The sequence below is a fragment of the Pseudomonas sp. YQ_5 genome (genome assembly GCF_043103305.1).
Taxonomy (GTDB): Bacteria; Pseudomonadota; Gammaproteobacteria; order Pseudomonadales; family Pseudomonadaceae; genus Aquipseudomonas; species Aquipseudomonas putida_Y.
Genome location: NZ_JBICJS010000066.1, coordinates 133,414 through 159,470 on the forward strand (window position 1 = coordinate 133,414; position 26,057 = coordinate 159,470).

Annotated in this window: 23 protein-coding genes and 1 tRNA gene; 9 read left to right on the forward strand and 15 right to left on the reverse strand. The window is 63.3% G+C overall.

Annotation, left to right across the window (positions count from 1 at the left end; all coding sequences use genetic code 11):
- Positions 1–10 precede the first annotated feature (10 nt).
- The 7 genes from ACF8EA_RS16825 to ACF8EA_RS16855 all read right to left on the reverse strand — a co-directional run bounded on the left by ACF8EA_RS16825 (position 11) and on the right by ACF8EA_RS16855 (position 6,346).
- The gene (locus ACF8EA_RS16825) at positions 11–982 is read right to left on the reverse strand and encodes a spore coat U domain-containing protein (RefSeq protein WP_021782856.1); all 972 of its coding nucleotides are present in this window, start codon (positions 980–982) and stop codon (positions 11–13) included.
- A complete protein-coding gene (locus tag ACF8EA_RS16830; protein ID WP_367250946.1) occupies positions 979–3,276 on the reverse strand; it encodes a fimbria/pilus outer membrane usher protein in 2,298 nt (765 codons plus the stop codon). Before ACF8EA_RS16830 ends, ACF8EA_RS16825 begins: the two co-directional genes overlap by 4 nt.
- 108 nt (positions 3,277–3,384) lie before the next feature.
- Positions 3,385–4,161, reverse strand: coding sequence for a molecular chaperone (locus tag ACF8EA_RS16835; RefSeq protein ID WP_274148359.1), 777 nt, complete (start codon positions 4,159–4,161; stop codon positions 3,385–3,387).
- 40 nt (positions 4,162–4,201) lie between these two features.
- Positions 4,202–4,705: a spore coat U domain-containing protein gene (locus ACF8EA_RS16840; protein WP_135192346.1), complete on the reverse strand. Its 504-nt coding sequence runs from the start codon at positions 4,703–4,705 to the stop codon at positions 4,202–4,204.
- Positions 4,706–4,708: 3 nt separating this feature from the next.
- Entirely contained in the window at positions 4,709–5,233 is a 525-nt protein-coding gene (locus ACF8EA_RS16845; RefSeq protein WP_392522686.1) for a spore coat U domain-containing protein, read from the reverse strand.
- Positions 5,234–5,251: 18 nt separating this feature from the next.
- Positions 5,252–5,788, reverse strand: a complete 537-nt coding sequence (locus tag ACF8EA_RS16850) for a spore coat U domain-containing protein (protein WP_392522687.1) — start codon at positions 5,786–5,788, stop codon at positions 5,252–5,254.
- A gap of 30 nt (positions 5,789–5,818) precedes the next feature.
- Positions 5,819–6,346 (reverse strand): spore coat U domain-containing protein, encoded by a 528-nt coding sequence (locus tag ACF8EA_RS16855; protein ID WP_135192343.1) that lies wholly within the window; start codon positions 6,344–6,346, stop codon positions 5,819–5,821.
- 267 nt (positions 6,347–6,613) lie between these two features.
- Between ACF8EA_RS16855 and ACF8EA_RS16860 the strand changes: the two genes are divergently transcribed.
- From ACF8EA_RS16860 to ACF8EA_RS16870, 3 genes are read left to right on the forward strand one after another with little or no spacing between them, the layout of a single operon-like run.
- Positions 6,614–8,860, forward strand: a complete 2,247-nt coding sequence (locus ACF8EA_RS16860) for an ATP-binding protein (RefSeq protein WP_392522688.1) — start codon at positions 6,614–6,616, stop codon at positions 8,858–8,860.
- Positions 8,861–8,875: 15 nt separating this feature from the next.
- Entirely contained in the window at positions 8,876–9,337 is a 462-nt protein-coding gene (locus tag ACF8EA_RS16865; RefSeq protein WP_021782864.1) for a response regulator, read from the forward strand.
- 13 nt (positions 9,338–9,350) lie between these two features.
- On the forward strand, positions 9,351–11,738 hold the full coding sequence (locus tag ACF8EA_RS16870; RefSeq protein WP_103469229.1) for a hybrid sensor histidine kinase/response regulator: 2,388 nt from the start codon (positions 9,351–9,353) through the stop codon (positions 11,736–11,738).
- Between the two features lie 115 nt (positions 11,739–11,853).
- Here ACF8EA_RS16870 and ACF8EA_RS16875 read toward each other — a convergent pair.
- Positions 11,854–11,928 (reverse strand) — tRNA-Gln (locus ACF8EA_RS16875).
- 259 nt (positions 11,929–12,187) lie between these two features.
- Between ACF8EA_RS16875 and ACF8EA_RS16880 the strand changes: the two genes are divergently transcribed.
- Positions 12,188–12,430: a hypothetical protein gene (locus ACF8EA_RS16880; RefSeq protein ID WP_020193386.1), complete on the forward strand. Its 243-nt coding sequence runs from the start codon at positions 12,188–12,190 to the stop codon at positions 12,428–12,430.
- 132 nt (positions 12,431–12,562) lie between these two features.
- Entirely contained in the window at positions 12,563–13,633 is a 1,071-nt protein-coding gene (zapE, locus tag ACF8EA_RS16885; RefSeq protein ID WP_367250932.1) for a cell division protein ZapE, read from the forward strand.
- A 110-nt stretch (positions 13,634–13,743) separates the two neighbouring features.
- Here zapE and ACF8EA_RS16890 read toward each other — a convergent pair whose 3' ends face one another.
- A complete protein-coding gene (locus tag ACF8EA_RS16890) occupies positions 13,744–15,633 on the reverse strand; it encodes a propionyl-CoA synthetase (RefSeq protein ID WP_367250933.1) in 1,890 nt (629 codons plus the stop codon).
- A gap of 179 nt (positions 15,634–15,812) precedes the next feature.
- On the opposite strand from ACF8EA_RS16890, the gene ACF8EA_RS16895 reads away from it, so the two are divergent.
- Entirely contained in the window at positions 15,813–16,679 is an 867-nt protein-coding gene (locus tag ACF8EA_RS16895; RefSeq protein WP_274148355.1) for a LysR family transcriptional regulator, read from the forward strand.
- On the opposite strand, the gene ACF8EA_RS16900 is transcribed toward ACF8EA_RS16895, so the two are convergent.
- The 5 genes from ACF8EA_RS16900 to ACF8EA_RS16920 all read right to left on the reverse strand — a co-directional run bounded on the left by ACF8EA_RS16900 (position 16,653) and on the right by ACF8EA_RS16920 (position 20,654).
- Positions 16,653–17,807 (reverse strand): HPP family protein, encoded by a 1,155-nt coding sequence (locus ACF8EA_RS16900; RefSeq protein WP_330508150.1) that lies wholly within the window; start codon positions 17,805–17,807, stop codon positions 16,653–16,655. The two genes, ACF8EA_RS16895 and ACF8EA_RS16900, sit on opposite strands and share 27 nt — an antisense overlap.
- 239 nt (positions 17,808–18,046) lie before the next feature.
- Entirely contained in the window at positions 18,047–19,366 is a 1,320-nt protein-coding gene (locus ACF8EA_RS16905) for a sensor histidine kinase (protein ID WP_330508151.1), read from the reverse strand.
- A complete protein-coding gene (locus tag ACF8EA_RS16910; protein ID WP_003250345.1) occupies positions 19,363–20,031 on the reverse strand; it encodes a response regulator transcription factor in 669 nt (222 codons plus the stop codon). The genes ACF8EA_RS16905 and ACF8EA_RS16910 overlap by 4 nt, the downstream gene beginning before the upstream one ends.
- Entirely contained in the window at positions 20,032–20,346 is a 315-nt protein-coding gene (locus tag ACF8EA_RS16915) for a PepSY domain-containing protein (protein WP_003250344.1), read from the reverse strand. It abuts the gene before it with no gap.
- Complete coding sequence (locus ACF8EA_RS16920; protein WP_021782871.1) at positions 20,346–20,654, reverse strand: PepSY domain-containing protein; 309 nt, start codon at positions 20,652–20,654, stop codon at positions 20,346–20,348. The genes ACF8EA_RS16915 and ACF8EA_RS16920 overlap by 1 nt, the downstream gene beginning before the upstream one ends.
- Before the next feature lie 237 nt (positions 20,655–20,891).
- Here ACF8EA_RS16920 and ACF8EA_RS16925 point away from each other — a divergent pair, with 237 nt between their 5' ends.
- Both ACF8EA_RS16925 and queD read left to right on the forward strand, forming a co-directional pair.
- Complete coding sequence (locus ACF8EA_RS16925) at positions 20,892–21,971, forward strand: patatin-like phospholipase family protein (RefSeq protein WP_392522691.1); 1,080 nt, start codon at positions 20,892–20,894, stop codon at positions 21,969–21,971.
- A 53-nt stretch (positions 21,972–22,024) separates the two neighbouring features.
- Positions 22,025–22,381 carry a 6-carboxytetrahydropterin synthase QueD gene (gene queD, locus ACF8EA_RS16930; protein ID WP_003250327.1) on the forward strand — a complete coding sequence of 119 codons (357 nt, stop codon included), beginning with the start codon at positions 22,025–22,027 and terminating at the stop codon, positions 22,379–22,381.
- 10 nt (positions 22,382–22,391) lie between these two features.
- Here the strand turns inward: queD and ACF8EA_RS16935 are convergent, their stop codons facing one another.
- Positions 22,392–22,874: a DUF1289 domain-containing protein gene (locus ACF8EA_RS16935; RefSeq protein ID WP_181004865.1), complete on the reverse strand. Its 483-nt coding sequence runs from the start codon at positions 22,872–22,874 to the stop codon at positions 22,392–22,394.
- Between the two features lie 405 nt (positions 22,875–23,279).
- Here ACF8EA_RS16935 and acnB point away from each other — a divergent pair, with 405 nt between their 5' ends.
- A complete protein-coding gene (gene acnB, locus ACF8EA_RS16940; protein WP_021782875.1) occupies positions 23,280–25,889 on the forward strand; it encodes a bifunctional aconitate hydratase 2/2-methylisocitrate dehydratase in 2,610 nt (869 codons plus the stop codon).
- Positions 25,890–26,057: the final 168 nt, after the last annotated feature.

Consider the following 26,057-nt stretch of genomic DNA (forward strand, 5'->3'; position numbering starts at 1 on the left):
GACGACAGGTTCAGAATTGCACATCCAGTATCACACTGTCGGTATAGGTCGCAGCCGGCGGTGTCGCCTGATCGGTATAGACCTTGGCGTTGTAGTTGAACACCTGGCTACCCGTGCCGGTACCCACGCCGGGGTTGATGTCGGCATCCGTACTGGAACGCCTGGCAGCCCCTGACGCCCCCCAGCGCACGGTCCCGGCACTTTTGAAAATGTCATAGGCCAGGTAGTTGTTGGCCGAAGACTTCATCCGCCGCCGCCCACCGGAAACGTTCTGCCCGTCATCCAGCCCTACCGTGTAGCTGCTGCCCTTGGTGCATGACACGTTTATGCCCTGGCTCACCGTGCCGAACCCCGCCACCACCGGCGCACTGGCGAAACTGATGTCAGGGGTGGTGATCTGGCAATCGTTGGTCACCGTCAGGCTCACGTTCAAGATCTGGCTACCCGAGCCGGTGTCACGCCCAAGGCATATCCCCAACGCGCCAATACCCGAACAATAATCCCAGCTCCAGGCCACGGTCAGGGCCTCCTGATACAACCCGGCCGCGACATTGCTGCCAATTTGGGTGCGCATGTAGATCGGCACCGCCTTGGGCGTGGTACCGCCGAGCAGCCCCAGCAAGTCGAGGATACCGTTGCGGGCGAAGTCGTAGGCCACACCCCGGGTAATCGGGTAGCGGGTGGTGTTGTCGGCATAGAGCGTGTAGGGAATGACATCGCCTGTCGGGCCGACCAGCCCACCCGAGGCTGGCGTGATCGTGGCGTAGAAGTGATCACCGCTGCTGAGCAAGGTCAGTAGTGAACCGGTGCACTGCAACCCGGAGTTCAGGCTGGAGGCCGTCTGTACGGTGTTGCGAACCTGCGTTGAATTAAGGCTGCCAAACGCTGCCGGCAACGTGGCCACCGACGAGCAAAGCGCCCAGGCCGAAGCGCTCGGCAACAGCAGCACGCTCGCCCCCAGGCCGCGCAGCCAGGCCTTCATCGGCACACCAGCGGACCAATCAAAGGGATCGAGCCTTGTGCTTCAGGCAGATCGAACTCCACTTCGCAATTTCCACCCCCGTCAAGCACTACCTGAAGGTGGTTATGCGACGACAGGTTCTCCAGGTACACCAACCCGTCCCACCCCACCACCGCCTGGGTGCCGCTCTCTGCGTGGGTGACACGGCTACCCAGTTTGAGCACCTGCTGGTTGCCATCCACCAATTCGACACTGGCCGCCATGACGCGCCTGAGGGGGAATTCCAGCAAGTAGCCACTGCCCCGTCGCACCGCTACACGCTGCTCAACGTCCGGTGCGAGGACATCCGGTGGCAGGTTCATGGGGTCGATCTCGTACTTGCCCCGGTAGTAACCGCTGCTGTAAGGCACCAGCAAGTGCCCCTTGGCATCGGTGCGGCCGATCTCCTGGTTTTCATAACGCACCGGCACATCGGCGTAACCTGCGGTACTGACCACCACGAAGGCATCATCGATACGGTTGGCGGCGAACACGCCGGCATCCATCCACACCAGAGACCCACTGGCGTCGGCCCAGCGGGTCATGTCGCCGCTGCTGCCATACACACCGGCCTGCAATTGCACCGATTGCAGGCGCCAGGTGACGTCGGCCTGGCGATAGGCATCACGGTCGCTGCCTGCGGCATAGCCCAGGTTGTAACCGACGCCGACACCGGCTGGCACCGCACGGCTGTAGTTGACCCGTTGCAGGGTCTCGCCTTCATTGCTGCGCTCCATGCTCAGTGCCAGGGTGCCGTGCAGGTCGAACGGGATCACCAACTGCGCCTGCACCGCCCACTGGCTGTCACCCACTTCACGGTTGGCCGACAGGTACACACTGCTGCTGCCCCACAGCGGCTTGCTGTAGCTCAGGTTGATCAACCGCGTACGCGTACCGTCACCGGCGCGCACGTCGAAGTAGCCAGCGCCAATGCTGCCGTACTCGTTCAGGTTGAAGCTGAGAGTGACCTGTTCGCTGCTTTTGCTCAGTTGCATATCCGGGAAGCCCACCCGGCTCAGGTCGGCATAGTCGCCATGGCGTTGCAGGCGCTGGTAACTGAAGCCGATGCGCTGGCTGTTGTACTGGTAGCCAAGGGCGACCTGATGGCCCTTGTCGCCCTCGAACCGGCTTTGCGCCAAGGCAGCATTGAGCACGCCGAAGTTGCCCACGCGCATGTTGCCACCCAGCCCACCCAGCACCAGCGATTCAGCCGATTCGGCGTGGGTTTCCAGGGTGAAGATGTCACTGAGCCCATAGCGCAGGCTACCTGAGACGATACCCGGCCCATAGCTGAAATCGCGTACGCCGTAATCACGGCGCAGGCTGCCGGCGGCCACCGAGTAGTCCGACAGGCCCTTCTGCAGCAGGCTGCTGGTGACATAGAACGGCAAGGTGGTCGACACCTGCCGGCCAAGGGCATCAGTGGTGACCACCACCGCCTCCCCGGCACCGTTGATGAACGGCACGTTGGTGAGGGTGTACGGGCCCGGCTGCAGTTCGGTGGTGCTGGACTTGAAACCGTTGATGAACAGGTCGAGCGACGTCGGCACCGCCGCTTCGCCGGCGAACGCAGGCAAGGGGTAAGTGACAAGATCCGGACGCGCCGCGAAATCGCGTGACAGCTGCACCCCGCCCACTCGCACCGAACTGCTCCAGGGCAAGGCGCCCGTCACGAAGTCACCGGCTTCGTAGGTCAGCAGGCGCTGCTCGTCGGTGAAGCGCCAGGTGGTGTCGTAACGCATGAAGCCTCGCCGCGTATCGTCCGTCTGTGCGCCATTGAAAGACTGGCGCCACTGGCCGGTACTGGAAAAGGTACCCCAGCTGTCGAACAGGCGCAGCTCGTTCCAGGCGGCCAGGTAGGTACCGCCTTCATCGGTGTCGTTGAGATACAGGTCGTAGTTGAACAAGGCGCCAAAACTGCTGCGCGCATCGCTGGCCGGGTAAAGGTTGCGATCACCCACTTGCTGTTCTGGCAACCAGGCTGGCGGAACCTGCAGCAGCAGGCGCTGGTTCTGACTGTCGTAGTCGGTGTGCAGCCCCGCGATGCTGTCCAGGGCCACCTCCCCCTGGGGGTTGCCCGGCAGCGAAACGCCGGCTGCACGCAATACGTCGCTGTCCAGGAACAACCGCCCGGCCCGCTGCTGCACCGGTATCAGGTCACCCCTGGGCATCTGGTTCACCACCAGGTCGAGGTAAAGGGTAGCCTCGGCGATGGCGGACATCTCCGTGGGCGGTGGGGGCAAGTCGTCGGCCAGCACCAGCGCGGAGCTGACCATGGCCAGCCCCAGGCACCAGCGGCACGTCGTCGCCGGGAGCCATTTCACACACGGTTTCCAACCATTGCCGGGTCCTCCCTGACGCCTGCCCTGCATTCGGTCGCTGGCTCATTGGCCTTGGCGGATGGCGTCCGCCGAGCGCTGACCATTGACCCTGCCCTTCAGCACGCTGCCACTGCCGGATGCCACGGGGGCTGGCCAGCGCATGCTTGCACCCGGCAGCACATAACCCAGCAGGCCTTCAGCCAATGGCTTGCTCTGACTGCCTTGCTGCACGACCACATCGGTCAGCCGCGCATGCACTGGGCCCGTGTTACGCAGTTCAATGTAGGGCTTGCCCTGCACCGTCACCGGGCGCCAACTGAGCTGCGGCTTGCCCACGCCCTCGGCATTGCGTTTGCCTTCAGGGTCAGCCTTGCCCCACAGCCCTTCGCCGTAGACGAACAGCGGCACCGAATAGCGCATCTGCAAACGAATGGCCGCCGTAGCCCCAGGCTCGGCCTTGTCGACCGGGATGGCAGGCGGAATCTCGTCGATGATGATGCGGTACGCCTGCTCCTGGCCGGCAGGTGAAGGGCCGGTGCGGGTCAGGCGGATCAGCTGCTTCTGCCCGGGTGCAATGTTGGCGACCGGCGGGCTGCCGATAATCTCGCGCTGCGCCTGGTACTGCTCCTGATAATCACCCTGGCGCCAGGCGAATACCCGCACCTGCAGGTTTGCCGGCGCAGTGCCACGGTTTTCCAGCCACAACGCACCTGCCTTCTGGTCGGCCTCCAGCACCGGGTCGATCGGCCAGATCAGCACCGAAGTGGCCGCCCAGGCCGGCAGGCTTGCCAGCGACAATAATCCAGTCAAACCACGCGTCCACTTCGCGCCTGCCCGCATGCAGCTCTCCTTAGACACTTGTCATGGGTGGCGCTGGCGTTTACCAGGTCACCGTCACTTGCACCACATCGGTGTAGGTCCCTGCCGGCTGCGTACCGGTCAGCTGGACCCGGCCGTACACCGGTAGCTTGATCGCTGTCGGGTCGGCATAGCTCACCGCCACGCTCTGGCCAATTCCCAAGGCCTGGGTATAGGCCGCGTCCCGGTACAACTGGTAGGCCAGCACTTGCGTGCCACTGGTGCGCTTCAGGTTGCGTGTACCACTGGCACTGTTTTGCCCGCCGTCCAGGCTCATGCTCATGGCCACGCCCGGCGTGCACTGGAACGTCACGGTAGAACCACCCAGCGATGTGCTGAGCAACCCCGTGGACAGCGCCGACTGCGAGCCATAATCGAGCGTGCCGTAACTGGTGACACCACCTACCACCAGGCACCCGGCGACAACCTGCGCCGTCACCGTGAAGGTACTGGTGGTCACTGCCCCCAATGGCGCGGTCAATAGCATGCTTACGCCAGTCAGGCCACCTGCCAGCCAGCCGCGCATGGGTCAGAACGACAGCTCGACCGAGATCGTATCGCTGTAGACCCCTGCGGGCAGGCCCGCCTTGCCGTAAAGGTTGACGGTCTGGGCGGCGCCGGTACTGGTCGGCAGGGTGATGGTGTCGTCGACCGCCAGCAACGTCGTACGCCCAGCGTCGGTATAGAGGTCATACGGCACATAGTTGCCAGAACCATCGGCGAGCGCACGGGAGCCACCACTAGACTGGCCGTCATGCAGGCCTGCCCGCACTTTGATCACAGGCACCGTACCTGCAGAGCACAGAACGCTCATGGCGCCCCCCCCGCCTCCCAGCACCTGGGCTTCGGCGGTGACAAACAAGGCATCATGGGTACCGAAGTCCAAGGCACCGAAGTCAAGCCCCGACGTGCCCGACGTGCCATTGACCTGGCACGCCGCAATCAGCGTCAGGGTCGAGCTGATACTCCCGGTCACCGTGGTGGCCGCTTGTGCCTGGGAAGCCAACGCCAGGCCCAGGCCTGCGAGGACACAGCATGAAAGGTTCGTGCGCATCGGAGTCTCCTTGCGTGTTTACCAGTCCAGGGTCACTCTGAGGGTGTCGCGGTAAAGCCCGGCCGGCAGCGCACGCGGTTGCGCCACTACCACACCGTAGATGGGAATCGGTACTTGCTGGCTGCTGCGAATGGTGAAGGTCCGCACCTGGCCGATGCCGTAGCGGCTATTGCCACCTGGGTCGACCGCCAGCTGATAAGGAATCAGTTCACGGCCGTTGCTCAGGCGGCGTATGCCATCGTCGCCATAGAGACCACCATTGATACGCACGTTGAAGGCCCGAACTTCAGGCGTGCAACTGATCTGCAGGCTGCCCTCTCCACCCACTTCGTCCACCTGGCTGCGCAACGGTTGGTTCCAGTTCGGGCCGCGCTCGCCAAAGTCCATTACGCCTGGATCACCCAGCACGGCCGGTTGCGTCTCGTTGCTGCTGATCTGGCAAGACGCGCTGATCACCAGCCGCGCCTGGATGAAACCGGTGGTGCTGCCATGCGCCACACCACCGGGGACCAGCAGCGGGCCGAGGGTGAGCAACAGGATCGAAGTGCGGTTCATGGCCTGGCGTCCTTGTGCATGGTGGCGTCCCTACCAGGTGACGGTGACTTTGAGCAGGTCGGCATAAACCCCTGCATCCGGCACCCAGGCCAGTTTGTCGATACGTGCGTACAACGGCAATTCAGCCGAACCGCTGCCCGGCACACGCGCCGACAGGGCTACCCCCACCGCCAGAGGCTCACGCCAGGCAGCATCACGGTACAAGCGATAAGGAATGGGCCGCGCCGTGCGGTCGTGGCTGGCCAGGTAGCGCAGCTCGCCGACGCCACCATGCTGGCCACCATCGACGCGCACCTGATAGGGCGTATCCGGGTTGCACTCAAGGCGCGGCGGGTGCTGGGTCAGCAGCACGCCGCTCAAGGGAGCGCCAGGGCCATCCAGGCGCGCCGTCGCACCCAGGTCGATTTGCCCCAGGGCCTGGGCTCCCGCATCGCGGGTCTGGGTGACCAGCATGCAGCCACGCTGCACCAGCACCCGCACTTCCACGAGAAAATCCGCAGCCACGGTACTTCCGCTGAACAACAGGCCGAACAGCGCGGCCAGCATGCGCTCCGTCACCTTGTTATCCTTATCGAGACGTCCTGAACTGAGCGTAGCAGTGAGGCGGCACAAGCGAAGTGGCATAAAGCCATTTTTTTGTATTAGCGACAAAGCGGTATCGTTGCCTCAAAAAAAGCCTGTGCTGCACAGAACCCATGGCCAACCCGTGCCTCCAATGGCCAGGAGCCGGTAAATGGGCCGGGATTCTGTTAGGGTGAATCGTACTCGTCCTGCGCCAGACACCTGTGCCGTACACGGACGGACATGACAGGAGCTTTTTCAATCATGACTGCAGACAACTCACTGGCAGACGCCATGGAGCGCTGTGCCCAGGAACCGATCCAGGTTCCGGGCAGCATCCAGCCTCACGGCTTTCTGCTGGTGCTGGATGCCACCGACCTGTGCGTACTGCAGGCCAGTGAAAATGTCGAGCACTGGTTGGGCTTGCCAGCCCGTGAACTGATCGGTTGCCACTTCTCCGACCTGGTTCACGATGGCTTTGACCTGCACGCACACCTCTCACGGCTTCCCGAAGATGAAGTCTTCCCGTTCCACATTGGCGACGTGTGCTTGCGCCAGGGCGCACCCGTCAGTGCCCTGCTGCACTTGCTGGTCCATTGCCACGATCAGGTGCTGATAGCCGAGTTCGAACCACCCCGCCTGCCAGTAGACCTGGCCGGGCAAGGCGACTATTACCCGTTGGTCCGCAGCTTTGTCGCCAGTCTGCAACTGGCCAGCAGTATCGAAGACCTGCTGCAGCAAACGGTGTTGCAGCTCAAGCGCATCACGGGGTTTGGGCGCGTCAAGGCTTACCGTTTCGATGCCGAAGGCAACGGCCAGGTGCTGGCCGAGGTAGCCGACCCGGGCTACCCCAGCTACGCGGGCCTGTGCTTCCCGGCTGCGGACATCCCGCGCCAGGCGCGCGAGCTTTACCGGGTCAACCGTATCCGCGTGATCGAGGATGCAAACTATCAGCCCTCGCCACTGCTGCCTGCTACCAACCCACGCACCGGCAAGGCGCTGGACATGAGTTTCGCTGTACTGCGCAGCGTGTCGCCCGTGCACCTGCAGTACATGCGCAATATGGGCACGCTGGCCTCGATGTCACTGTCGATCGTGGTCGACGGCGAGCTCTGGGGGCTGATTTCCTGCCACCATCAGCAGCCACGCCCGGTGGACTTGCGCACCCGCACGGCCTGCGAACTGTTGGCCAGCGTGCTGTCGTTGCAGGTGGAGTCCCGCGAGTCCCACACCAGCACGCGCAAGCTGTTGGCGCTGCGCCAGCACATCGTACGCATGATCTCGTCCATGGCCGACCACGACAGTGTCAGTGACGGCTTGCGCGACCTGCCCCACGTGCTGCTGGCCTTTGCCGACGCCCAGGGCGCGGCGGTGATCTCGGCCGAGCGCTGTGACCTGATCGGCCAGACTCCGCCTGAGGCACAGGTGACCGCGCTGGTGCACTGGCTCGGCCAACGTGACGAAGACAGCGTGTTCCACAGCGACAACCTGCGGCGCGACATCACTGAGCTGCCCGAGCTGGCAAACCATGCTGGCGGGGTGCTGGCGGTGGCCATCTCGCAGATCCACTCGCACTACCTGCTGTGGTTCCGTCCCGAGCAGATACGCACGGTCAACTGGGCCGGCCAGCCGACCAAACAGGTCGGGCCACAGGGCACCCTCGACCCGCGGCACAGTTTTGAACGCTGGCAGGAAGAACTGCGCGGCTATTGTCAGGCGTGGGACCCACTGGTGATCGAGGGTGTGATGGAGCTGCGCACCGCTGTGCTGGGCATTGTCCTGCGCAAGGCCGAAGAACTGGCACAACTGGCTGGCGAGTTGCGCCGCTCCAACAAGGAGCTCGAAGCGTTTTCCTACAGTGTTTCCCACGACCTGCGCGCACCGCTCCGGCACATCGCCGGCTATACCGAACTGCTTGGCGAAATCGAAGGCGAGGGCCTGAGCGAACGCGGCAAGCGCTTTCTGCAGCATATCGGTGAGGCGGCGCATTTTGCCGGCAGCCTGGTCGACAACCTGCTCAACTTCTCGCAGATGGGCCGCTCGGCCTTGCGCCTGTCAGACGTCGACCTGAACGCCCTGGTCGAGGCCATTCGCAGCGAACTGGCCCCCGATTACGAAGGCCGCGCAATCGTTTGGGACATCGCCCCGCTGCCCAAGGTGATCGGCGACCCGGCATTCATCAACATGGCCTTGCACAACCTGATAGCCAATGCCATCAAGTACACCCGCGGCCGCAACCCTGCTCGCATCGGCATCAGTGCCGTACAGCACCCCGGCGAAACCGAGGTCTGCATCCGCGACAATGGCGTGGGCTTCGACATGGCCTACGCCAACAAGCTGTTCGGCGTCTTCCAGCGCTTGCACCGCATGGAAGATTTCGAAGGCACCGGCATTGGCCTGGCGAGCGTACGCCGCATCATCGAGCGCCATGACGGTCGAGTCTGGGCCACTGGCCAGATCGACCAGGGCGCCAGCTTCCACTTCACCCTACCCCGAAACACTGTTACCTGAGGCATCGCTACCATCATGCTCAAGCCCATTCTGCTGGTCGAAGACAACCCCCGAGACCTGGAGCTGACCCTGCTGGCCCTGGAGCGCAGCCAGTTGGCCAACGAGGTCATCGTGCTGCGTGACGGCGCCGATGCGCTCGACTACTTGCTGCGCCGCAACGTCTATGCCGAGCGCGATGACGGCAATCCTGCCGTGCTGTTACTCGACCTTAAACTGCCCAAGGTCGACGGCCTGGAGGTGCTCAAGGAAGTGCGCGCCACTGCCGAACTGCGCAGCATCCCCACCGTAATGCTGACCTCCTCGCGCGAAGAGCCCGACCTGTTGCGTGCCTACGAGCTGGGGGTAAACGCTTATGTGGTCAAACCCGTGGAATTCAAGGAATTCGTCGCCGCCATCTCCGACCTCGGGGTATTCTGGGCAGTGCTAAACGAACCGCCACCCGGCTCACTGCGACTGAACCGTCGCGGTAGCAACTGAGGCCGCCGCGACGATGCATCAAACGCCGTTGAAACTACTGATGGTCGAAGACAGCTCGATGGACGCCGAGCTGACCCTGATGCGCCTGGAGCGCAGCGGGCTGCATGTACAGTCGCAGCTGGTGTTCGACCATGCGGGTGTCGAACATGCCCTGCGCCAGGCCCACTACGACCTGATCTTGTGTGACTGCGTGCTACCAGGCTCGTCCGGTACCGAAGTGCTGGCCATCGCCCAACGCCTGGCACCCGATATTCCGTTCATATTCCTGTCCGGCATTTATGGCGAAGAGCACGCGGTGGAAATGATCCGCCTGGGCGCGACCGACTATGTGTTGAAGAAGAACCTGCCACTACTGCCCAAAGCCGTGCGCCGAGCCCTGAGCGAAGTGCAGGAACGCCAGCGCCGTCGCCGCGCCGAAGAGGCCTTGGCGGACGTCGAAGCACGTGCTCGCATTGCCATCGACGCCGCCGGCATGGGCACCTGGGACCTGCGCCCGCAAGAGGGCCTGTTGCTTTGGGATGACCGCTGCAAGACCTTGTTCGGCCTGCCCACCAGCACCGAAATGAGCCTTGAAGTGTTCTACGCCGGCATCTACCCCGACGACCTGCCACTGGTGCGCGAGGCGGTGGAACATGCCATGCGCCCGGAAAGCGACGGTCATTACCGCGTGGAGTTTCGGATCGCGCAACCCAATGGCCTGGAGCCCCGCTGGTTGCTGAGCAGCGGCCAGAGCCAGTTCGTCGGTGATCAGTGCGTTCGCTTCTCAGGCGTGCTGCAGGACATCCACACGCAACGCCAGGCTACCCAGGCGCTGCGTCAGCTGAACGAGATGCTCGGCGAGCGGGTCGAGCGCCGTACCCGCGAACGCGATCGTGCCTGGGAGCTGTCGCAAGATTTGCTGGCCGTGCTGAACAAAGACTTGACCCCGGTCGCGCTGAACCCCGCCTGGGAAGCCAGCCTGGGCTTCTCACGCGAACGCCTGAGCCAGTCCTCCTTGCTGCACCTGCTGCCGGAACACGACCAGGAACAGTTACTCACCGAACTGGCCGCCCTCTCCCATGGCCGCACCAGCGCACGCTTTGTCGGTCGCATTCTGCATGCCGGCGGCCAGCAACGCTGGCTGTCGTGGGTGGTGGTGCCGGAGGACACCCTGCTGTACGTGGTGGCACGCGACATCACCAGCGAGCGCGAAGCCGCCCTGGGCCTGGCAGATGCCAACGCCCGGCTGCGCGAACAGATCAACGAGCGCGAGCGCATCGAGGCCGCTCTGCAGCAGATGCAGCGGCTGGAAGCGGTCGGGCAGCTGACGGCTGGCGTGGCGCACGACTTCAATAACCTGCTGACGGTGATACTCACCGGTGCCAGCTTTCTGGAGCGCGATCTGGCCAAGGCCGACCTGGAAAAGGCCCGTACTCGCCTCACCCATATCCGCGAGGCGGGCGAGCGTGGCGCCAAGCTGACCTCGCAACTGCTGGCCTTCTCCCGCCGCCAGCGTCTGGAGCCGGTGCCGCTGAACCTCAATCGTACCCTGGCCGGCCTGGAAGAGCTGCTGCGCCGCACCCTGGGCGGCAACGTCTCGGTGCGCCTGGACCTTGACCTGGCCCTGTGGCAGGCACTGACCGACCCCACCCAGACCGAGATGATCATCCTCAACCTGGCGATCAATGCCCGCGATGCCATGCCCGACGGCGGCCAACTGACCCTGACAACGCGCAACACCCGTATCGACAAGCGCCCGCAACGTCCGGAAGACCCGGACCCTGGCGAGTACGTGATGCTGAGCATCCGCGATACGGGGTGCGGCATGAGCGAAGACGTGCAGGCCAAGGTATTCGAGCCTTTCTTTACCACCAAGGACATCGGCAAAGGTTCGGGGCTGGGCCTGGCCCAGGTATTCGGCTTCGCCAAGCAGTCCGGTGGCGGCGTGCGCATCGACACCACACTCGGTCGCGGTACCGAAGTGGCGGTATACCTGCCAGCGGTAAAAGAGGAGATGGTGAACGAACCTGCAGCAGCAGTGGTCAGTCAGCCGATCAGCGAAAGCGGCCATAACCGCACGGTGCTATTGGTGGACGACGACCATCTGGTGCGCGACATGCTGGGTGATGTGTTACGCCAATACGGCTACCAGGTGCGCCAGGCGCACAGCGGCGAACAGGCATTGGCCTTGCTGGATGACGATATCGACCTGCTGCTGACTGATTTCGCCATGCCCGAGTTCAACGGTGCACAACTGGCGCTGGCGGCCCGCGAACGGTACCCCCACGTGCCGGTGGTGTTTCTTACCGGTTATGCGGAGTTGCAGGGGCTGGAACTGCCGGGCAGCCTGGTGATCCAGAAGCCGGTGCAGGCTGATGAACTGGCCAGGGCGCTGAACGAAATGCTGGGGATTGCCGGGTAACCTGGTACGGCACGAACCGCGCTCAGGAGGCGCGGTGGCGCGCAAACCACACAAACGCGAAAACCCAGTGCTCATCTTTCCTGGCACTGGGTGAAATACGTTTGAATCTGAAAAATGGCAGGGGCGGCTGGATTCGAACCAACGCATGGCAGGATCAAAACCTGCTGCCTTACCGCTTGGCGACGCCCCTGTATCGGATGCAGCATTTGCTGCCCTGACAATTCCAAGTGAGTGACAACTGGGTTGTTGTCTTGGAATGCGCGGCACTTTAACAACAAACTTTCGGTCTGTGAACCCCCCCGATAAAAAAAATTGCCAAAAAACAGCGAGTTAGTCATTTCGGCTCTGGTGCAGCGACCGTCCGTCGGTTTCCGCCTGCCTCGCTTCAACACAATCGCATTCCGCACTTCCAATCAGGTAAGCCCATTGCATTGACCAAGGAGGACCCCATGCCTGTCTCTCACGACCTCTACCAGGACCTGCACTACCCGCGCGAAATCGTCCAGCAGCGCCGCCAGCAGGACAAGGCGCTGGACCGCCTGCTGGACGAGTACGTGGACATCGACAACCAGGTGCTGGCTGCCGAATCGATTTCGGCCGGTAACTTCGTCGACGAAGACCTGCGCCACCTCAAGGAGCGTCGCCTGGCGGTGAAGTACATGATCGAGCGCCAGCTGGAGCGCAAGGCATAGCCTGTACAGGTACAACAGGCGGTCAGACCTATCGCAAGAAGTGATGATTGCCCGGCACTTTCTCTATTAGTCAAAATGGCCGCCCTCGGGCAAGCTGCAGGCTGCCCCACCATCGCCCAAGGAGCGTTGCTTTTGTCTGCCTGGATCCCTACCCCCCTGCGCCAGCTTGGCCAACGCTTGCGCGGCACCGCCAATCAACAGAGCGAGCTGCTCGGCTGGTTCGAGGACAAGGCGCGCAGCCGCGGTTATCAGTTGAGTGACGGTCAGCGGCGGGTAATCCACTGCATGGCCGAACAACTGACGCAGCTTGAACAAGGCCAACCGCGCAGCCTGTACCTGTATGGCTCGGTCGGCCGTGGTAAAAGCTGGCTGCTCGATGGCTTTTTCCAGGCCGTGCCGATAACCGCTAAGCTGCGCCTGCACTTTCATGACTTCTTTGCACGCCTGCACCAGGGCATGCACCGCCACCAGGCGCTGGACGACGCGCTGGGCGCAACGCTAAACGAGCTGGTGGGCGGTTGCCAGGTGCTGTGCTTCGACGAATTCCACGTGCATGACATAGGCGATGCCATGCTGCTCACCCGGCTGTTCAACGCCTTGTTCGCCCGAGGCGTGTACGTGCTGGTGACCTCTAACTACGCGCCCGAAGGGTTGCTGCCCAACCCGCTGTATCACGAGCGTTTTCTGCCGGTCATTCGCCTGATCAACAGCTCGATGCACGTGCTCGAAGTCGGTGGCGACACCGATTTTCGAAGCTTGCCGGCCAACCGCGAGCATCAGCGTTTTACCCAGGGCCATTATGTCTGGCCGGGTGATGCGGCGCAGCGCCAGGCGCTGAACGTGCCGAACGAACACCCGGTGATACTGGAAGTGAACAAGCGCCCGCTGCGGGCGCTGGCCGTCGATGGCCGGCGGGTAGTGCTTGGTTTTGACGATCTGTGCGAGAAGGCCACCGCGGTCATCGACTACCTGGTGCTGGCCAGGGACTATGACGAGTGGGTCATCGATGGGCTGGATGACCTCTCGGAGTGTTCGCTGGCGGCTCAGCAGCGCTTCGTCAACCTGGTAGATGTGCTGTATGACCAGGATCGGCGGGTGGTTGTGATCGGTAAACGACCGCTGGAAGAGAGCCTGGGCGGCCCACTGGCCGACCTGATGCGTACCCGCAGCCGGTTGGGGCAACTGCACCAGATTGCCCCCTGAGCCTGCAGTGCCTGAGACGGCCCTTTCGCGGGTGAACCCGCTCCTACGACGGCCTCTGCCGAACCACCGTTGCGTGTCCCGCCCGCGAAAGGGCCATCGAGGTCAAACCATCAACCCGCCCTGGGCAAATCCGCCAGCACCGCTTCGATCTCGCCCAGCACTGCCGGGTCATCCAAGGTCGAAGGCGGCACATAATCCTGCCCATCGGCAATCTTGCGCAGCACCGCCCGTAGAATCTTGCCGGAACGGGTCTTGGGCAGGCGCTTCACCAGCCGAACCCGGTTGAAACAGGCCAGCGGGCCGATTTCCTCGCGCACGCTGCCCACCAGCTCCACCAGCAACTGCGCCTCGGCAATGCCCTCGCCATCCTTGAGTACCACCAGCGCCAGCGGTACCTGGCCCTTGATCTCGTCATGCACGCCGATCACTGCGCACTCCGCGACCGCCGGGTGGCGGGCGACCAGGTCTTCCATTTCGCCGGTGGACAGGCGATGACCGGAAACGTTGATCACATCATCGGTGCGCCCCATGATGTAGACGAAGCCATCATCGTCCAGATAGCCGCCATCGCCCGTGTGGTAGTAACCCGGATACGTGCGCAGATAGGCCTGCAGGTAGCGCTCGTGATCCCCCCACAGTGTCTGACTGCAACCGGGTGGCAATGGCAGGGCAATCACGATCGACCCCTGATGGTTGGCCCCGAGCAAGTGGCCTTCGTCATCCAGCACGCGAACGTTGTAGCCAGGCACCGCCCGGTTGCTCGACCCTGGCTTCGCCGCGCTGCCCTCCAGCCCGACGCAAGGCGCGGTGACCGGCCAGCCGGTCTCGGTCTGCCACCAGTGATCGTGCACCGGCTTGCCACTCACCCGTTCCAGCCATTCATGGGTGCTGGAATCCAGCTTTTCCCCCGCCAGGAACAGTTGCCGCAGCGAGCTGAGGTCATGTTTGCGGATCAGTTCGCCCTCCGGGTCTTCCTTGCGGATGGCGCGCATGGCCGTCGGTGCACAGAACAGCGCGTTGACCTGATACTGCTCCACCACCCGCCAATAGGCCGAAGCATCCGGGGTGCGGATCGGCTTGCCTTCGTAGAACACCGTGGTACAGCCGCTCATCAACGGCCCATAGACGATCAGTGAATGGCCGACCACCCAACCGACGTCGGAAATGCCCCACCACACATCGCCGGCCTGCATGCCATAGATATGGCGCATGGCATAACACAGCGCCACGGCATTGCCGCCGTTTTCCCGGACGATACCCTTGGGCTTACCGGTGGTACCTGAGGTGTACATGATGTATAGCGGGTCGCCGGCATTCAGCTCGACGGGAGCGACCGGCTCGGCACCGGCCAAGGCCGCCTGCCAGTCCAGGTCACGGCCTGGCAGCAGTTCAGCGTGCGCTTGCGGCCGCTGCAGCACCAACACGTTGCGCGGCTGGTGCCGGGCCAGTTGCAGGGCGCGGTCAACCAGCGGCTTGTATGCAATGACCCGGTCGAACTCCAGCCCACACGATGCCGTCAGCAACAAGGTAGGGCGGGCGTCATCGATGCGCAGGGCCAACTCGTTGGCGGCAAAGCCACCGAACACGACCGAATGCACCGCGCCGATCCGCGCGCAGGCCAGCATCGCCATGGCCGCTTGCGGCACCATGGGCATGTAGATGATCACCCCATCGCCCTTGTTCACCCCCAGCTGGCGCAGCAAGCCGGCCAGGCGTGCTACCTCATCACGTAACTGGTTGTAGGTGTAAGTCTGCTGCACGCCGGTCACTGGCGAATCGTAGATCAGCGCCAACTGCTCGCCCCGGCCCTGCTCGATCTGGTGATCGAGGGCCAGGTAACAGCTGTTGAGGCGGCCATCAGCGAACCAGCGGTGGGTCCCGTCGGCGTTGTCTTGCAGGGTCAGGGCAGGCTTGCGGTGCCAGGCCAGGTGTGCAGCCTGTTCCGCCCAGAAAGCGGCAGGGTCGGAAATGGAATGGGCGTAGCTGTGCTGGTAGCTCATGTCGTCAGAAACCCGGTATTTGTTGTTATTGAAGGGCGAAACTTGAGTATGGACCGCTACACCCACCCTGCCATGGGACTAAAGTCACAACCGACCTGCAAATTTGCAGACAACGCAATAACGCCCCATAACAGTGCAAAGCCTCTAGAATAGGCACCCCCTCAAACACCGAGCAGCCCATGGACATCGATCAGGCCCGTACCTTCCTGGAAATTGTGCGTTGCGGCAGCCTGGTCGCCGCAGCCGAACGCCTGTTCGTGTCACAAACCGCGATCACCGCGCGCGTGCAGCGCCTGGAGCAGCAACTGGGTTGCCAGCTGTTCGTGCGTAGCCGCAGCGGCGCCAGCCTGACCAGCGATGGCGAAGCGTTCGTCAGTTATGCCAACCAGTTGGTGCAAACCTGGGAAGCCGCGCGCCGCGACCTGCCGTTGCCTGAAGGTTGCCAGCAGGTGCTGCATGTCGGCGGTGAGGTGAGCCTGGGCAACCCGATGATGCTCGACTGGGTAAGTGCCCTGCACCGCGAACTGCCCAGCCATGCCATCCGCAGCGAGGTCAGCGATGGAGAGTCGCTGCTGCGCAAGGTCGAGATGGGCTTGCTGGACGCCGCGCTGGTCTACCAGCCGGCCTATGGCCCAGGCCTGCAGGTGGAGCAGTTGATGGAAGAAAAGCTGATTCGCGTGCGCCGGGTCGATCGGCCCGAACCATACATCTACATCGATTGGGGCGAGGCCTTCCGCCGCCAGCATGATGCGGCCCTGCCCGACCGCGCGCGCCCGGCGTTAAGCTTCAACCTTGGCCCGTTGGCCCTGCAGTTCATACTCGACCAAGGCGGCAGTGGCTACTTTCGCACGCGGGTGGTGCAGGCCTATCTGGACAGCGGCGTGTTCGAGCGGGTACCGCAGGCACCGGAGTTCACCTACCCGACCTTCCTGGTGTACCCACGCAAACGCGACAGCGAAGCCCTGCAACAGGCCTTCACCATCCTGCGTCGGCTGGTAGCTGCCGGCGCCAGCGACTGGTCACAACGCTGGGACCCGGTTATCTGAAGCCTCGGTCTTGCTGAGCAACTGGCGCTTGAGGCCCGCGATCAGGTCGGTCTGGGTGATCACCCCCACCAGCTTGTCGCCATCAAGCACCGGCAAGCAGTGCAGGCCCTGTTCGCACAACAAGGGCAGCAGGCGTTCCAACGGGTGCTGGCTGCTGACACTTACAACCCGCGTGCTCATCACTTGCGCCATGCGCACTGCCTTGCGGCCGAACAGGCCGCGCCAGCCGCAACGGCCACGCTGCATGGCCGGGCCAACCAGGTCGCTAAGGCTGACGATGCCCACAAGCTTGCCGTGCTGCAGGACAGGCAGGGTTTTCAGCTGATGGCTGGCGAGCATTTTCCACGCCTGCTCCAGCGTGGTATCAGGCGTGGCGAACTGCACATCGCGGGACATCACCGAGGCTGCGGTGATACCACCAAGGCTGCGCTGCAGGGCGTGCTGCTCGGTCGCAAGGATGATGCGCTCCAGCTCGTCGCGGGTGACGTCGACAAACTCGCCCAGCTCTTCCAGGGCCTGGTCCAGGTCTTCACCGCGGATGCCGACCCGCTCGCCGGGCAGCGGGTCATGGGTATGGTGCAGGTCTTTGCGCGGCACCGCGCCTTTCGGGTAGCGCACACCCGTCAGGCGGTTGTAGGCGATTGCCACGCTCACCAGGATCAGCGCATTGAGCAGTACCGGCTCCAGCAGGTGATCGCCCATGGCAGTCAACCCCGTGTCGGCCAGCACCGCGCTCACCGCCACCCCGCCACCCGGTGGGTGCAGACAGCGCAACAGGCACATGACCAGGATCGAGATACCGAGCGCCGCAGCAGCCACCCACAGCTCGGGGCCGAAGCCTTCGCGCATCGCCAGCCCTACAGCGCCGGCCAGGGCGTAGCTGCCCAACACCGGCCAAGGTTGGGCCAATGGGCCGGAATGCACGGCAAACACCAGTACCGCTGAAGCAGCCAGCGGGCCGAGCAGGTGCAGGGCGATGCTGGGCCCATAGGCCATGCTGGTCAGCCAGCCCGCGAGGAAAAGGCCCAGTAGCGCACCGATACCGGCACGCAACCATTCTTTGGGGGGGATGTTCAGGGGGGCCGGCAGCAGCCGCTGCAGACGACTTTCGGAACGCGAGGCAGACATTTGGGCAATCGGGATCTTTGGTTTTTCTGATTAAAAAGAAAGCCCAGCCGAGCTGGCCTGGGCCTCGTATTGCGCATGCAATACCACAAGGGGTTCCGTCCGTGGAGAGATGGAAACCGCAGGGTTTCGTGAGGGAGATTCTGCCGGGCGCAGCGGGATTGGGCTAATTCAAAAAAATGCGCCTGTACTGCAATTTTTTTGTAGTACTGACACCCTCGTGGCGCGCAGCGGCCCCGGCATTATCGGGCCTTGCGCGGCAGGTCGATGCTCACCCGCAGGCCGCCCAGCGGGCTCTCCAGCAAGGCCAGTCGCCCGCCCCATGCGTCGACGATATCGCGCACGATGCCCAACCCCAGCCCATGCCCAGCCACCTGCTCGTCCAGCCGTGAACCTCGCTCCAGCACCTGCTGCCGCTGGTCTTGCGCAATACCCGGGCCATCGTCATCGACCCACAGCCGGTAGACCTCGGCGTTCGACGCGATACCCACGCGCACCTCGCTGTCAGCCCACTTGCAGGCGTTGTCCAGCAGATTGCCCAACAGTTCCAGAACGTCCTCGCGGTCCCATGGCAACAACAGCCCGGGCGGCACATCACTTGCCAACAGCAGGCCCTCGCCATGAATCATGCCCAAGGTCCCGAGCAACCCCGGCAGTTCGGCATCACAATCGAACTGCGCGCCCGGCAGCGCATCCCCTGCCAGGCGTGCACGGTTCAGCTCGCGCGCCAGACGCTCCTGAATCTGCTGCAACTGCTCGCGCATTTGCGCGCGTGCCTCCGGCAGCCCCTGCAGGCGCTCACTGGAAGCCAGGCTCAGCAGCACCGCCAGCGGCGTCTTCAGCGCATGGCCGAGGTTACCAAGGGCGTTGCGTGAGCGGCGCAGGCTGTCTTCGGTATGGCTAAGCAAGTGGTTGATCTGCCCCACCAGCGGTACCAACTCGCTGGGCACCTCGGCATCCAGCTGCGAGCGCTGCCCCTGCTGCAACTGGGCAATCTGCTGGCGTGCCCGTTCCAGCGGCCGCAGCGAGCGGGTGACCGTGATGCGCTGCAGCACCAGAATCAGGATCAGCGCCACCAGCCCCATGCCCAGGCCGATTTGCTGCAAGCGCCGGAAACCTTCGCGCACCGGTGAGTAGTCTTGAGCCACACTGATCGAAATGTCCTGGCCCAGGCGCCGGTAGTCGGCACGCAGGGTCAGCAGTTGCTGGCCTTCCGGGCCGAGTTCATGGCTATCGGAAAGCCCGGGCGCTGCGGGCTTGGGCATGTCCAGGTCCCATAGCGAACGAGACCTCCAGGTACCCTGGTCGAGGTCAATGCGGAAGTAGTAACCGGAAAACGGCCGCTGATAGGCAGCCGAGATGCGCCGCTCATCCAGCTGTAGGCCCGAAGGCCCACGCACCAATGCCACCAGAAGGTTCTCGCTTTCCTTGCGCAGGCCGTTTTCCAGATAACGTTGCAGGCCGGCTTCGAACAGCCACAAGGTCAGTTGCGCCAGCACCACGCCGACCACCACCAGCACCGCCACCAGGCCCAGGCTCAGGCGCGCCTGGATCGACTTCACTCACCGCTCCCGGCATAGATGTAGCCTTGCCCGCGTCGGGTTTCGATAACACTGCGGCCCAGCTTGCGACGCAAATGGTTGACGTGGACCTCCAGCACGTTCGAGTCGCGCTCGGTTTCACCGTCGTAGAGGTGCTCGGCCAGGTGGCTTTTGGACAGGATCTGCTGCGGGTGAAGCATGAAGTAGCGCAGCAGGCGGAACTCGGCGGCGGTCAGTTGCACATCCACACCCTCGCGGCTCACGCACTGACGGCTTTCGTCAAGGTGCAGGCCGGCCGCTTCCAGCTTCGGCTGATTGGCCAGGCCACGGGCGCGGCGCAACAAGGCCTGGATGCGCAACTGCAGCTCTTCGGGGTGGAAGGGCTTGCTCAGGTAGTCGTCGGCCCCGGCCTTCAGCCCTTCGATACGCTCGGCCCAGGAGCCGCGGGCGGTGAGGATCAATACCGGTGTGGCCAGGCCAGCCGCGCGCCACTGGGCCAGCACGTCCAGGCCGGGCAAGCCAGGCAGGCCGAGGTCCAGGATGATCAGGTCGTAAGGCTCGCTTTGCCCCTGGTAAACCGCGTCACGGCCATCAGCCAGCCAGTCCACGGCATAGCCCTGGCGCTGCAGGCCGGCGGTCAGTTCATCGGCCAACGGTACGTTGTCCTCGACAAGCAACAGGCGCATTCAGTCATCTTCCTCGTCTTTGAGCAGGGCGCCGGTGCTGGCATCGAGCTTGATCTCGCGCACCACACCTTCAGTCGTCAGCAACTCGACTTCATATTCGTAGCGATCATCGTCCTCTTCCAGCTCGGCTTCCAGCAGACGCGCCCCGGGGTGACGCCCCAGGGCGGTCTCGAGCAGTTGCTCGAGCGGCAGGATGATGCCCTTCTGACGGAGCTTCAGGGCTTCATCCTGGTCCAGGTCGCGGGCAACAGCCAGGGAGCAGACGGCAAGCAGCGAGAGCGCCAGGTAACGTGCCGTCCGGGATACATGGATCATCAGCTGTCTCGTTCGTCCTTGAGCACCTCACCGGTCTTGGCATCCATGTCGACGTCCCATTCGAAGTTCTGCGTATCACGCAGCTCGACCTTGTAGATGTAGCGGCCGTACTCGTCTTCAAGTTCCGAGTCAGTGACGGTGGCGCCTGGGTGCTTGGCCACGGCAGCGGCCTTGAGCTCGTCCAGCGACTTAATGGTCTTGGCGTTGACCAGTTTCACCACTTCGTCAGGCTGAACGTCCTTGGCGAAGGCGACATTGGCGCCCAGGGCGAGGGCAGCGGCGGTGATCAGGGCAGTCAAGGTTTTCATCGTTCTTCTCTCCTGAGAACTGTACAAGTTGTCTACGGGGTTAAGATTAACCACCGGTCCTTAATTCAACCTGAAAACAGCTGGCGGCATGATAGCGCAGTTACGGCGCTAGCCAGGCTCGGCAACCTTCAACGAGCGGCCTTGTGCTTCGAAAGGGCCAATACAGGCACATGCAGTTATGTTATCTGTAACGGACCCTCGCAGCACAAGGCTGCTCCTATGCCCAAGAGACCCGCCATGAGCGCCATCCACATCAAATACCCCGCCCTCACCTTCAAGGCCGGCCGGCGTGCCTTGCGACACATCCGCGAGCGCGGCCTGCAGGCGGCCGATGTCGGGGTATTGCCGGGCGCGGCGGGTGGGCCGAAGCCGCTGGGCATCCAGGGCCTTGACCTGGCGCTGTTCGGCGAGTGGCTACCCTCGGCACCCCGTCAGCGTGCCCTGATCGGCGCATCGATCGGTGCCTGGCGCTTCGCCAGCGCCTGCCTCGACGACCCGATCGCCGGCATCCGCCGCCTGGGCGAGCTGTACACCGAGCAGGATTTTGCCAAGGGCGTCACTCCGGCCGAAATCAGCCGCAGCTGCCAACGCATGCTCGATGACCTGCTGGAAGGCCGCGACGGCCAACTGCTGGCCAACCCGCACTACCGCCTGAACATTCTGGTGGTGAAAAGCCATGGCCAGCTCGCTCACGACCATCGCGGCCGCCTGGGGCTGGGCCTGGGCTCGGTGGTTGCCAGCAACCTCCTGGGCCGTTCGCGCCTGGCCCGCCACTTCGAGCGCATCATTCTGCACGATGGGCGCGCCGCCCCTCCGCTCGACACCCTGACCGACTTCCCCTCGCGCTACCTGCCGCTGGACCTGGCCAACCTGCGCCATGCCCTGCTCGCTTCCGGGTCGATACCGATGGTCATGCAGGGCGTGAAAGACATCCCCGGTGCCGGCGCCGGCACCTACCGCGACGGCGGCCTGCTCGACTACCACCTCGACCTGCCCTACCGCGGTGACGACCTGGTGCTGTACCCACACTTCACCGACAAGGTGGTACCCGGCTGGTTCGACAAGGCCCTGCCCTGGCGCAAGGGCGATGCCACCCGCCTGCAAAACGTGCTGCTGATGACGCCTTCGCCGCAATACCTGGCCGCTCTGCCCTACGGCAAACTGCCCGACCGCAACGATTTCAAGCGCTTCATGGGCGATGCGCCAGGGCGCAAGCGCTATTGGTACAAGGCCATCGCCGAAAGCCAGCGCCTGGGTGATGAACTTCTGGAACTGACCGCCACCGGGCGGCTGCATGAACGCCTGCAAGCCTTGTAGCGGCCATGCTGGTAGACTGCGCGCATTATTGATTCACACAGAGTTATGACAGCGTGGAAATTTTCAAGGAATTCACATTCGAATCGGCCCACCGCCTGCCCCACGTCCCTGAAGGGCACAAATGCGGCCGTTTGCATGGCCACTCATTCAAGGTCGGCCTGCACCTGACCGGCCCGCTCGATCCGCACACGGGCTGGATCCGCGACTTCGCCGAGGTCAAGGCGATCTTCAAGCCGATCTATGATCAGCTGGACCACAACTACCTGAACGACATCCCCGGCCTGGAAAACCCCACCAGCGAAGTGATCGCCAAGTGGATATGGGACCAGGTCAAGCCACTGATGCCAGAACTGTCCAAGGTTCGCATCCACGAAACCTGCACCAGCGGTTGCGAATACACCGGCGACTGATTCGCCCGGCTCACTGGCCTTGCGCGCTGCCCATGGCATCGCGCAGGAAGCCGGGGGCAATGTAGCGCTGGTAGTGCGCCTCTGAAAGCAGGAAGAACTCGCGATCGATCGCATCGCGCAATTGTGGCAGTTCCCAGTCACGGAACTCCGGCAGCAACGCCATGCCATAGGCCTCCAGGTCGCGGATCATCCGCGCCCCGCGGGCAATCAGCTGGTAAGCCCAGCAATATTCCGACTGCTGCTCGACAAAGCGGATGGAGCGCTGCTCCAGTTGCTGGCGCAGCAGACCTTTGTCGAACACCTCAAGCTTGGCCATCATCACCTGCACCAGCAGCTGTTCAAGGCGCAACCACACGGCGCGCTTTTGCGTATCGTCGTAGCCGTTCCAGTTGATCACTTCGTGGTGAAAACGCTTGCAGCCACGGCACACCGTGTCTCCGTACACCGTGGAGCACAGGCCGACGCAAGGGGTCTTGATGGACTTGTTGGACATGAAAAACAACAGCTTGGCGATGGAACACAGGCCCATGTTAGCCCTTTGTCTAACCAGGGTCACTCGTTAAAGTCGCGTACACCGCCTTACCTTCGGGCTTTTTTTACCGTAGAATCACCCGGCCTTTTCAAAGGCAACAATGTCCGTTGGAAGCTGTTTTCAAAGCGTCACGAGCACAGTTGATCCGGTAGAACGGCGTTGGCCCGGGCCATGCATCCCTCGCATGCCCGCGCCAGCCCTCATCAGCCCCCGTTCTGCAGGCGTAAAACTTTGAAAGCAGCTTCTGTAAGGATTCTTTGCGACCCTGGCTGGGCGGCCCACAAAGCCGCGGCAGCGCATGGGTGCATTGAATGCTGGATAAGCGTCCCGGACCCCCTTTAGGGACCACTGATGAGGGAAATAACTGTGCTTGAAGCCTACCGCAAACACATCGAAGAGCGCGCCGCCCTGGGTATCGTTCCCCAGCCGCTTAACGCCGAACAAACTGCAGGCCTGGTCGAGCTGCTGAAAAACCCGCCGGCCGGCGAAGAAGCCTTCCTCGTAGACCTGATCACCAACCGCGTACCGCCAGGGGTCGACGAAGCTGCCTACGTCAAGGCCGCTTTCCTCTCCGCCGTCGCCAAGGGCGAAGCCAAGTCCCCACTGATCGACCGCAAGCACGCCACCGAACTGCTGGGCACCATGCAGGGCGGCTACAACATCGAAACGCTGGTCGCACTGCTGGATGACGCCGAACTGGGCGCCGTCGCGGCCGAACAGCTCAAGCACACCCTGCTGATGTTCGATGCCTTCCACGACGTGGCCGAAAAAGCCAAGGCCGGCAACGCTCACGCCAAGGCCGTCCTGGAATCCTGGGCTGCCGGCGAGTGGTTCACCTCGCGTCCGGCCATCGCCGACAAGTACACCCTGACCGTGTTCAAGGTGCCTGGCGAAACCAACACCGACGACCTGTCGCCTGCCCCGGACGCCTGGTCGCGCCCTGACATTCCGCTGCACGCCCTGGCCATGCTGAAAATGGCCCGCGACGGCATCGAACCGCAGCAGCCTGGTTCGGTCGGCCCGCTGGCCCAGATCGAAGCCGTCAAGGCCAAGGGCTTCCCGGTTGCCTATGTCGGCGACGTGGTCGGTACCGGCTCCTCGCGTAAATCCGCTACCAACTCGGTACTGTGGTTCTTCGGCGACGACATCCCGTACGTGCCGAACAAGCGCGCCGGTGGCTTCTGCTTCGGCACCAAGATCGCCCCGATCTTCTACAACACCATGGAAGACGCCGGCGCCCTGCCGATCGAATTCGACTGCACCAACCTGGGCATGGGCGACGTCATCGACGTTTACCCATACAAAGGTGAAGTACGCCGTCACGACAGCGACGAACTGGTCACCACCTTCGCGCTGAAAACCGAAGTGCTGCTGGATGAAGTCCGCGCTGGCGGCCGTATCCCGCTGATCGTCGGCCGTGGCCTGACCGAAAAAGCCCGCGCCGAGCTGGGCCTGGGTGCTTCCGACCTGTTCAAGAAACCAGAGCAGCCTGCCGATTCCGGCAAGGGCTTCACCCTGGCGCAGAAAATGGTCGGCCGTGCCTGTGGCCTGCCAGAAGGCCAGGGCGTACGCCCAGGCGCCTACTGCGAGCCAAAAATGACCACCGTCGGCTCCCAGGACACCACTGGCCCGATGACGCGCGACGAGCTGAAAGACCTGGCATGCCTGGGCTTCTCTGCTGACCTGGTCATGCAGTCGTTCTGCCACACCGCGGCCTATCCGAAGCCGATCGACGTCACCACCCACCACACCCTGCCAGACTTCATCCGCACCCGTGGCGGCGTGTCGCTGCGCCCGGGCGACGGCATCATCCACAGCTGGCTGAACCGCATGCTGATGCCTGACACCGTAGGTACCGGTGGCGACTCGCACACCCGCTTCCCGATCGGCATCTCGTTCCCGGCCGGTTCCGGCCTGGTGGCCTTCGCTGCCGCCACCGGCGTCATGCCGCTGGACATGCCAGAATCGATCCTGGTGCGCTTCAAGGGCAAACTGCAGCCAGGCATCACCCTGCGTGACCTGGTTCATGCCATCCCTTACTACGCCATCCAGCAGGGCCTGCTGACCGTCGAGAAGAAAGGCAAGAAAAACGCCTTCTCCGGCCGCATCCTGGAAATCGAAGGCCTGGACGAACTGACCGTCGAGCAAGCCTTCGAGCTGTCCGACGCCTCGGCCGAGCGTTCCGCTGCCGGTTGCACCATCAAGCTGCCGGAAAAGGCCATCGCCGAGTACCTGCAGTCCAACATCACCCTGCTGCGCTGGATGATCGGCGAAGGCTACGGCGATGCCCGCACCCTGGAGCGCCGCGCCCAGGCCATGGAAGCCTGGCTGGCCAAGCCTGAGCTGCTGTCGGCTGACGCCGATGCCGAATACGCCGAAATCATCGAAATCGACCTGGCCGACGTCAAAGAGCCTGTGCTCTGCGCGCCGAACGACCCGGACGATGCCCGCCTGCTGTCCTCGGTACAAGGCGAGAAGATCGACGAAGTGTTCATCGGTTCGTGCATGACCAACATCGGTCACTTCCGCGCGGCCGGCAAGCTGCTGGAGAAGGTCAAGGGTGGCATTCCGACCCGTCTGTGGCTGGCTCCGCCAACCAAGATGGACGCTCACCAGCTGACCGAAGAAGGCTACTACGGCATCTACGGCAAGGCCGGTGCTCGCATGGAAATGCCAGGCTGCTCGCTGTGCATGGGTAACCAGGCACGAGTGCAGACCGGTTCGACCGTGGTCTCCACCTCGACCCGTAACTTCCCGAACCGTCTGGGCGACGCTACCAACGTGTACCTGGCATCGGCCGAACTGGCCGCTGTCGCTTCGATCATCGGCAAACTGCCGACCGTCGAAGAGTACATGCAGTATGCGAAAGACATCGACAGCATGGCTGCCGACGTTTACCGCTACCTGAGCTTCGACCAGATCGCCGAGTTCCGCGAAGCGGCAGCCAACGCCAAGATCCCAGTGGTCCAGGCGTAAGCTGAGTTACAGGTTGTAAGCAAAGCCCCGGCAGCGATGCCGGGGCTTTGTTGTTTGGGCCTGTGCCGGCCATTTCGCGGCTAAAGCCGCTCCCACAGGGCTCCCACGGTGCTCCAGACCTGCGCATGCCCCTGTAGGAGCGGCTTTAGCCGCGAAGCGGCCGGCACA